The 2,232-nt window shown below is 67.4% G+C and carries 3 protein-coding genes; all 3 read left to right on the plus strand.

The window, feature by feature from the left end; genetic code table 11:
• Positions 1-73 precede the first annotated feature (73 nt).
• Positions 74-1,294, plus strand: coding sequence for an FAD-dependent oxidoreductase (locus VNT50_RS05650; protein WP_325484126.1), 1,221 nt, complete (start codon positions 74-76; stop codon positions 1,292-1,294).
• A complete protein-coding gene (locus VNT50_RS05655) occupies positions 1,291-1,881 on the plus strand; it encodes a carboxymuconolactone decarboxylase family protein (RefSeq protein ID WP_325484127.1) in 591 nt (196 codons plus the stop codon). The genes VNT50_RS05650 and VNT50_RS05655 overlap by 4 nt, the downstream gene beginning before the upstream one ends.
• Position 1,882: 1 nt before the next feature.
• Positions 1,883-2,232: DUF2437 domain-containing protein (locus VNT50_RS05660; RefSeq protein WP_325484128.1), on the plus strand; the 350-nt coding region annotated here is incomplete at its 3' end.

Here is a 2,232-nt window from a genome sequence, read left to right on the forward strand (position 1 = left end):
CCCACACTTGGCCTGGCTCACTCTTCGCCCAGCGATTGCGGGTGCCGAGTGTCACTCAATGAGGAGGAACGTCATGGCAGAACCCATCGCGATCATCGGCGCCGGACCCGCGGGGATGGCAACGGCCCTCGCGCTGCAGAAGGTGGGGCATCCCGCCGTCATCTACGAACGGTACAAAGAGGCCCGGCCCGCCGGCAACATCCTCAATCTGTGGCCGCCGCCCATCAAAGCGCTCCAGGATATGGGAGTCGACACCGATGATCTCGGCGCTCCCTGCGCCGGTGTCTTCACGAACGCGAAGGGGCATGTGCGCGCCGACGTGCACATTGACCCCGAGGTGCAGCGCAAGTACAACGGCGGGTTCATCGGGATGCTGCGCCCCGTTCTCTACGAACGCATGCTGGCCGCTCTTCCAGAGGACACGATCCAACCCAGCACGACCATCACCGACTTCCACGATCACGGCGACGGAGTGACGCTCACCTTCGCCGATGGCACCACCAAGGAGACACCCGTGCTGATCGGTGCGGACGGGATCGACTCCATGGTCCGCCGGAAGCTCTGGGGCGACTCCCCCAAGCGCGAGCACAAGCTGCACATCATCGGCGGATACACCATGACCACGCCGCCGGGACCGCGGAAGGGCTACTGCGTCGTCGCTCACGGCCGCAAGGTGCAGGGAAGCTACTCCTCCATCCGGAAGGACGGCCAGGACGGCTTCCAGTGGTGGGTTCTGGAAGCCTGGAACCCCGAGACTCCCCCGCCGGCGAGCCTCGCCGCCCACGCGAGGAGCCTCGCCGCCGAGTTCCCCGCAGTCGCGACACTCGTCGCCGCCACACCCGAGCAGAACATACAGCGCTGGCAGATCAGAGACCGCGTCCCACTCGAGAAGTGGTCGAAGGGCCGCGCGACCTTGGCCGGGGACTCGGCGCACGCGACCTCCCCATATGCCGCCTACGGCGCAGGGATGTCGATCGGCGACGGCTATTTCATCGCCAAGAACCTCAACGGCGTCGACCTGGCCGACACCGCCGCCGTCGTCGGTGCGCTCGAAACCTACGAGCAGCCGCGCATCCCGCACACCACGGCCCAGGTGCAGATGGCCTACCAGCTCGGTCAGATGTTCCACCACGCCCCGGCGATCGTGCGCCCCGTCCGCGACTTCTACTTCGACCACTCCAAGATGCTGCAAAAGCAGATCGGCGATCAGAACCCGAAGGACATCATCGCGCAGCTTGGCGAGATGGGCGAGGCGCTGGGTCCGTCGCGAGACGCACTCGAAGAGACCGCGTGAAACGGCCGAGCGGTCAGCTGAGCCGGCGACTCGCGGCCCTTCACCCGGAGGTGTGGGACGCGGAGCAGTCGGCCTTCGCCGAGACCCTGGTCAGGGGCCCGCGAGGGCGGTCCGTCTACGCCGAGGACGGATCGCTCTTCGTCCTGTTCGATGCCCTCCTCAGAGCCCCCGGCGCCGGCGATCGTCTCCAGGCGCTGGGCCTGGCGGTCCAGGGCTTGGACGCGGGTGCACCCACCGCGCTTCCGCTCGCGCTGCGCGAAGCCGTCATCTGCGCCGTCGTCGCGCATCGCGGGTGCGCCACCGAGTTGCGCACACACGCGCCGAAGGCCCGCGCGGCCGGCATCACTGCCGACGAGCTCGCCGCCATCGAGGAGGGGCGCGGAGCCGAGGTGCTCCCTCAGCCGATCGCGGCGGCCCTCGGCCTGACCGGGCGACTCCTCGACCAGGACACCCTGACAGACACCGAGTACGACGCCTTCCGCACGGTGCTCGGCGAGCAAGCGATCGTCGCGATCGTCATCCTGGTCGGCTACTACGAGCTCGTCAGCGCACTGTTCCGCACGTTCGCACTAGATTCCGAGGACTGAAATGAAGATTGCACGGTACCTGCTCGCAAACGAGACGCGCGTCGGCGTCGTCGACGGCGACCGCATCCATCCCTTTCCGGAGGGCACGACGATCAATGTCGTCGTGGAGCTCGGCCTGGAGGGTCTGCTCGATACCGGAGCGCAAGCCCTGCGCACCTCACCGGCCGTGCCACTCGCCGATGTCACCCTCGTGTCTCCCGTCGAGCCCCGGCTTCTGCGCGACTTCACCACGTTCGAGCAGCACGTCGAGGGAATGATGAAGTTCTCCGGGCACTCCGGGATCGTCGACGCCTTCTACGAGTTCCCACCCTTCTACACCGCCACGCCCCACGTGACGACAGGTCCCGGCGC

The organism is Microbacterium sp. (genome assembly GCF_035554235.1).
Taxonomy (GTDB): Bacteria; Actinomycetota; Actinomycetes; order Actinomycetales; family Microbacteriaceae; genus Microbacterium.

Bases quoted from the DNA above. Each gene is read 5' to 3' on its own strand.
- VNT50_RS05650 (WP_325484126.1), top strand. From the start codon at position 74: ATGGCAGAACCCATCGCGATCATCGGCGCCGGACCCGCGGGGATGGCA.